This window comes from Roseateles sp. P5_E11, from assembly GCF_054049355.1.
On sequence record NZ_JBFUMO010000374.1, the window covers coordinates 1 to 5,845 of the forward strand.

Sequence of the window (5,845 nt, forward strand, 5' to 3'; positions counted from 1 at the left end):
GTGCTGCACCCCGTGCTTGGTGCAGGGGAGACGTTCTGGATCGTGGCGCAGTCGAGCAACCCGTCTCCAGAAAATCCGGTCTGGGTCACCGTGGTGAGCGAAACGCCGCACCTTGGCGGCAACATCAATACCGCTTCGGGCCCCCAGTGGGAGGTCGGATACACCACGTGGACACCAGCGGCCGTCGTGACGGCGACGCCTGTGCCCGAGCCGGCGACCCTCGCGTTGGGGCTGATCGGCCTGCCAGTCGTCTTGCGCCTGGCGCGCCGTCGCGCCGCGGCCTGACCGGACGCGTGCTGACCAGGCGGGTAAGGCGTGCAGGGCATACGGAAAGTATCCAAGTGGCGCAGGCGCTGAAAGCCGCGCCATTACGAACTTTCAGTTCTTGCCCCATGAACGAAATCGCCTTTATCCCGCCTGGCCCACCTTTTGGCGGAGTCATTTCTCCGTCAAAGGATGGAGACGGGCGGCAATCCTTCGTCTGATGCCGCGCCCGTCTTCTTGCGGAGCCGCAGGCAAGCTCATGTCGGCAAAGTGGGTTGCATCTCTGGCAATTCCGGTACCCAGCATGAACATCCACTCTGAGTTCACTCCCTCGGGTCTCGCGACTCGCCTGGCGGCTGCTGCAGCCTTGGGCGGCTTGCTGCTCGCAGCACCTGCCCAGGCAAGCGAGGCACTCGCCAAGAAGTACGCATGCGCTGCATGCCATCAGGTCGACCGCAAGGTCGTCGGTCCGTCGTTCAAGGACATCGGCGCCAAGTACGCCGACGGCAGCGTCAAGCCCGAGGCGCTGGCTGCCCGCATCAAGGCCGGCAGCAGCGGCCGCTGGGGTCCGGTGCCCATGCCGGCGCAGCCGCAGGTGCCCGCTGAGGACCTTGCGACGCTGTCCAGCTGGATCCTGTCGATGAAGAAGTGAGGCCACCCATGAACTACACACTCAACATCAACGGCAAGCCGCGGAAGGTCGACAACGTCGACGATGACACTGCGCTGCTGTGGGTCATCCGCGACGTGCTCGGCATGACCGGCACCAAGTTCGGCTGTGGCATGGCGCTGTGCGGTGCCTGCACCGTCTACCTGGACGGCCAGCCCACCCGCTCGTGCCAGTTGCCCATTGGCACCATCGGCAAGCAGAAGATCACCACCATCGAGGCCATCGGCGACACCGCCGTCGGCCGTCAGGTTCAAAAGGTCTGGGTGATGAAGGAGGTGCCGCAGTGCGGCTACTGCCAGTCCGGCCAGGTGATGGCGGCGACCGCGCTGTTGCGCGACAACCCCAAGCCCACTGACGCCGACATCGACGCCGCTATGTCAGGGAACATTTGCCGATGCGGCACCTATGTCCGCATTCGCGAAGCCATCCACGAAGCGGCCCGCGGGCTGTCAACGACGGGGAGCACGACATGAAGCGCGACGATCTCCCTTCTGTCCCCGCCGACTCCGCCCTGTCGCGCCGCACCTTCCTGGGGAGTGGTGCCGCGCTGGTGATGAGCTTCCACCTCGGCGCCGAAGCGGCGGCAGCGAAGGCTGCGCCCGCGGTGCTGGCCCCCAATGCCTACCTGCGCATCGGCGCCGACGACAAGATTGCTCTCGTAGTGGCCCTCGTCGAGATGGGTCAGGGCACCTTCACCTCCGTGCCCATGCTCATCGCCGAGGAGCTGGACGTGGATCTCGCGCAGCTCACTATCGAGCAGGCGCCTGCAGACGAGGCGCGCTATGGCCACCCGCTGTATGTCAAGCAGATCACCGGAGGCTCCGCCGGCATACGCGGTGCCTGGGCCAAGCTGCGGCTGGTGGGCGCCACCACCCGCCTGATGCTCGTCACCGCCGCGGCCAACACCTGGCAGGTCCCAGTTTCCGAATGCCGCACACAGAGCGGCGTGGTCACACATGCCCCGACAGGACGGCAACTGCGCTACGGCCAGCTCGTGGCGGCAGCAAGCCAGCTGCCGGTGCCGGCTGAGGCCCCCCTGAAGGCTCAAAAGGACTTCCGGCTGGTAGGCACCCGTGCGCACCGGCCTGACACGCCCAGCAAGGTCAACGGCACCGCAAAGTTCGGCATCGACGCCACGGCACCCGGCATGAAGATCGCCGCGCTTGCAATCTGCCCGGTGTTTGGCGGCAAGGTGGGCACGGTGGACGACAAGGCCGCACGCAAGGTGCGGGGCGTCCGCGACGTGCTTGTCTCGGACGATGCGGTGGCGGTCGTGGCCGACCACAACGGCGCGGCAAAGAAAGGCCTGGCCGCGCTGAAGATCACGTGGAATGAAGGCAAGTCAGCGAGCTTCTCGTCTGCTGCCTGGCAGAAGCAGTTGACCGATGCCCTGAAGCAGCCGGGCATCACGCCAGTCAATGAAGGGGATTTCGACGCCGCATGGAAAGCCGGGGCGCAGCGACTGGAAGCCACCTACCTGGTGCCGCCGCTGGCGCATGCAACGATGGAGCCGCTCAACTGCCTGCTGCACATCCGCAAGGATGGCGCGGAGGTGTGGCTTGGCACGCAAGCGCCCGCGCGGGTTCAACGCCTGGTCGCCCAGGCTGCCGGTCTGCCACCGGAGAAAGTGGTGGTTCACAACCATCTCATCGGCGGTGGTTTCGGACGCAAGCTCGAGGCGGACTATGTCGAGACGGCCGCCAAGCTCGTCAAGCAGGTGCGCTATCCGGTCAAGGTCATCTTCAGCMGAGAAGAGGACTTCCAGCACGACGCCTACAAGCCCATGTTTGTGGACCAGCTGTCAGCCGCGCTCGACAAGGACGGAAAACCGCTGGGCCTGCTCCATCGCTTCTCAGGCGCCTCGGTGCTGGCCCGCTATGAGCCGGCCTGGCTGACCAATGGCCTCGATACGGACGCCGTGCATGACGCGGATTCCATTTATCCCATCGCGGCCCGGCGTGTGAACTACGTGCGGCATGAGGCTGAAGACGGCCCGATGACGGGCAACTGGCGTGGCGTGGGCCCGACCCACCACGCCTTCGTCACCGAGTGCTTCATCGACGAGATGGCTGCTGCGGCCAAGGCCGATCCAGTCGCCTACCGCGCTGGCCTGCTGGCTACGAAACCACGTGCGTTGAACGTGCTGAAGCTGGCTGCCGAGAAGGCCCAGTGGGGCAAGGCAGCGCCCAAGGGATCAGGTCGTGGCGTGGCCGTGCTTGATGCCTTTGGCAGCTATGGGGCGCTGGTAACGGATGTGACTGTCGCGGCCGATGGCACCCTCAAGGTCGATCGGATGGTGTTCGTCGTGGACTGCGGGCAGATGATCAATCCGGAAGGTGTGGAGGCGCAGGTGCAGGGCGGGCTGGTGTTCGGCCTGAGCGCGGCGCTGTACGGTCCGGTCACCATCGAGAACGGCCGTGTGATGCAGAGCAACTTCCATGATCACCCGGTGCTGCGCAACAGCGAGACGCCGAAGATCGAGGTCCACCTCGTTCAGAGCAGTGAGCCTCCCGGCGGCATGGGCGAGGTCTCGACGCCGCTGGTGGTGCCTTCGCTGCTGAATGCGATCTTCGTCGCGACGGGTAAGCGTCTGCGGACGTATCCAGTCGTGCAGGATCAGCTGCGCACCGCTTGACGGATCTGGGGGAGGGCGGCTATCGAATCCGTTCTCCGGACCCGAGCACTTCGGCCGGCGCCCGGGGAAGGGCACCTGCAGGCTGCGTTCCGCTCGGGCCTGAATAGGCTGCGGCGCGGCGCTTGGGCAGTGGGCAAGACTCGACGGGCATGCCCGGTGTTCGCCCAATGCTCATGTGGCCGCGTGAATGGTCTGGACCAGTACCCCGGTCCGGAAAAGATGGGCCGGCTCATAAGGCCGGCCCATTTGCCCTTACCTTCGGGCTGTGGGCTGATCTGGCGGGAACTCGGTCGAAGTGGTGAGATGTCGCCAGGCTGCCGTCTCCTGCTCGCGCAGTGTTCGGGCCTGGACGATGCGCCGCAGTGTGTCGCTGCCGAAGGGCATGTGCCTTGGGGGCTGCCGGTGCGTGGAGAGTGCGACCAAGGCTTCGGCCAGGCGCTCCGGGTCGCCCGGCTGCTGCCCGTGCGCCGCGTCGACGAACGCTCGGGTGCGGCCGACCGTGGCCTCGTAGTCGTCGATGCGGCCGCCGCTGCGGACCAAGGACCGGGACGACAGGAAGTCGGTCCGGAAGTAGCCGGGCTCAATGGCGGTGGAATGGATACCCAAGGGCTCCAGTTCCAGCGCCATCGACTCGCTGATTCCCTCGACCGCGAACTTGGTGGCGCAGTAGACGCCCCAGCCGGCCGACGCTGCGATGCCGCCGATCGACGACACGTTGATCACCCAGCCGCTGCGCCGCTGGCGCATGTGAGGCAGCACGGCCCGGGTGACGTTCAGCAGGCCGAAGACGTTGGTGCGAAAGACATCCTCGGCTTCACACGCAGTGACCTCCTCGACGGCGCCCAGAAGGCCGCGTCCGGCGTTGTTCACCAGCACGTCGACGCGCCCGAAGGCGTCGATTGCTCGGGTCACAGCATCTCGGGCTTCGTCCTCGCGCGTGACATCAAGTTGCAGCGCCAGCAGCTGCCGTTGCCGCCCCAGCCTTTCTTCGACGGCCTGGGCGTCCCGTGCCGTTGCAACCACGGCGTCGCCTACCGCCAGCGCGCTGCTGGCGATCGCGGCGCCGAGTCCCCGTGAACCACCTGTGATGAACCAGACTTTCATAGCATTTCTCCGATATTCCAGGTGGCCCCGGTGGTCAGCCRGTGAACACGGTTTCCCAGGTCCAGGCGTCGCGGGGCTGGTTGTGCATGGCCCAGAACGCGTCGGCCACGCCCTCGGCGTTGCTGGAGCCAGGGCTCACCAGCGTGCTCACCGACACCATGGCGATGTGCACGTTGCGAGCCTTCATCGGCTCGAACAGCGCACTGGCCGCGCCGCGCAGTGCCGCCTTGCCGGTGCTCAGCGACAGGAAGTCCGGCGTGGGCTGGATGCCGAAGCCGCCACCCGTGAGCAGGATGGTGCCGCCGCCGTTCTTCTCGATGGCCGCCGCCGCCGGGCCGATCGCCGCCAGCGCGCTGGTGACGTTGGCGTGGATGTCGGAGATCAGCGAGTCCACCGTCTCGTCTTCCAGCCGGCGCGGCTGCAGCGCGCCCACCTTGTCATAGTGCAGCACGCCAGCGTTGTAGTGCAGCACGGACAGCTGGTCGGCGTGGCGGGCCACCAGGGCGGCGACGTCCTTCGGATTGGACGCCTCGACGGTGTCGAACTCGAAGTCCACCGGGCCGCTCTTGGCCAGGCGCTCGCGCAGGGCCTTGGGGTCCCGGGTGGCCAGCACGACGCGGTAGCCGGCGGCCTGGAAGCGCTTGGCCGTGGACAGGCTCATGCCGGGGCCGGCGGCGATGGTCAGCAGGGTCTTGGTCATGGTTGTTCTCCTTCGGTGCGGTGCTCAGGCGACGACCTGGGCCAGCTCGATGAGGTTGCCGAACGGGTCCGCGATGAAGGCCAGGCGACGGCCGATGACGGGCAGCTCGAAGGGCTCGGTGACGATGGTCACGCCGCGGCGGCGCAGCTCGGCGACGGTGGCGTCCATGTCATCCACGTTGATGCAGAAGTGGTGGTAACCGGCCAGGCGCAGGCTGTCGCCCAGGTCCGAGTAGACCGACTTGGGGATCGGGGGCGGGTTGCCGCCGCCCAGGATCTCCACGAAGAACGCGTCGTCGGTGGCCGGGGCGATGTAGGCCAGCTGCTGGTCGGCGTAGGGCCACTGGTGCACGACGCGGAAGTCCAGCTTCTCGGTGTACCAGGCAATGGCCTGCTCGAAGTTGGGGACGCGCACGGCGACGTGGTGGCCCTTCATGGAGGCGAAGGGGCTCTTGGCGTTGATGGCGGGCGTG

General features: G+C 66.7%; 7 protein-coding genes. 4 read left to right on the plus strand and 3 right to left on the minus strand.

Translation table 11 applies throughout. From position 1 onward, the window contains the following. From ACXJKR_RS22220 to ACXJKR_RS22235, 4 genes are all read left to right on the plus strand, one after another. On the plus strand, positions 1 to 285 hold a 285-nt coding region (locus ACXJKR_RS22220), incomplete at its 5' end, for a PEP-CTERM sorting domain-containing protein (protein ID WP_457324660.1). A 283-nt stretch (positions 286 to 568) separates the two neighbouring features. Continuing rightward, the gene (locus ACXJKR_RS22225; protein ID WP_457324661.1) at positions 569 to 916 is read left to right on the plus strand and encodes a c-type cytochrome; all 348 of its coding nucleotides are present in this window, start codon (positions 569 to 571) and stop codon (positions 914 to 916) included. Positions 917 to 924: 8 nt separating this feature from the next. Further along, positions 925 to 1,407 (plus strand): (2Fe-2S)-binding protein, encoded by a 483-nt coding sequence (locus ACXJKR_RS22230; protein ID WP_457324662.1) that lies wholly within the window; start codon positions 925 to 927, stop codon positions 1,405 to 1,407. Next, complete coding sequence (locus ACXJKR_RS22235; RefSeq protein WP_457324663.1) at positions 1,404 to 3,569, plus strand: molybdopterin cofactor-binding domain-containing protein; 2,166 nt, start codon at positions 1,404 to 1,406, stop codon at positions 3,567 to 3,569. Before ACXJKR_RS22230 ends, ACXJKR_RS22235 begins: the two co-directional genes overlap by 4 nt. Positions 3,570 to 3,821: 252 nt before the next feature. Here the strand turns inward: ACXJKR_RS22235 and ACXJKR_RS22240 are convergent, their stop codons facing one another. The 3 genes from ACXJKR_RS22240 to ACXJKR_RS22250 all read right to left on the minus strand — a co-directional run. Further along, a complete protein-coding gene (locus tag ACXJKR_RS22240) occupies positions 3,822 to 4,673 on the minus strand; it encodes an oxidoreductase (protein ID WP_457324664.1) in 852 nt (283 codons plus the stop codon). Positions 4,674 to 4,707: 34 nt separating this feature from the next. Further along, positions 4,708 to 5,373, minus strand: a complete 666-nt coding sequence (locus ACXJKR_RS22245; protein WP_457324665.1) for an SDR family NAD(P)-dependent oxidoreductase — start codon at positions 5,371 to 5,373, stop codon at positions 4,708 to 4,710. A 24-nt stretch (positions 5,374 to 5,397) separates the two neighbouring features. Beyond that, positions 5,398 to 5,845 (minus strand): VOC family protein (locus ACXJKR_RS22250; RefSeq protein WP_457324666.1); only part of this gene is annotated, 448 nt, incomplete at its 5' end.

Excerpts from the sequence above, each read along its gene's own strand:
- ACXJKR_RS22225 (WP_457324661.1), top strand. The coding sequence starts at position 569 with ATGAACATCCACTCTGAGTTCACTCCCTCGGGTCTCGCGACTCGCCTG.
- ACXJKR_RS22230 (WP_457324662.1), top strand. The coding sequence starts at position 925 with ATGAACTACACACTCAACATCAACGGCAAGCCGCGGAAGGTCGACAAC.
- ACXJKR_RS22240 (WP_457324664.1), bottom strand. The coding sequence starts at position 4,673 with ATGAAAGTCTGGTTCATCACAGGTGGTTCACGGGGACTCGGCGCCGCG.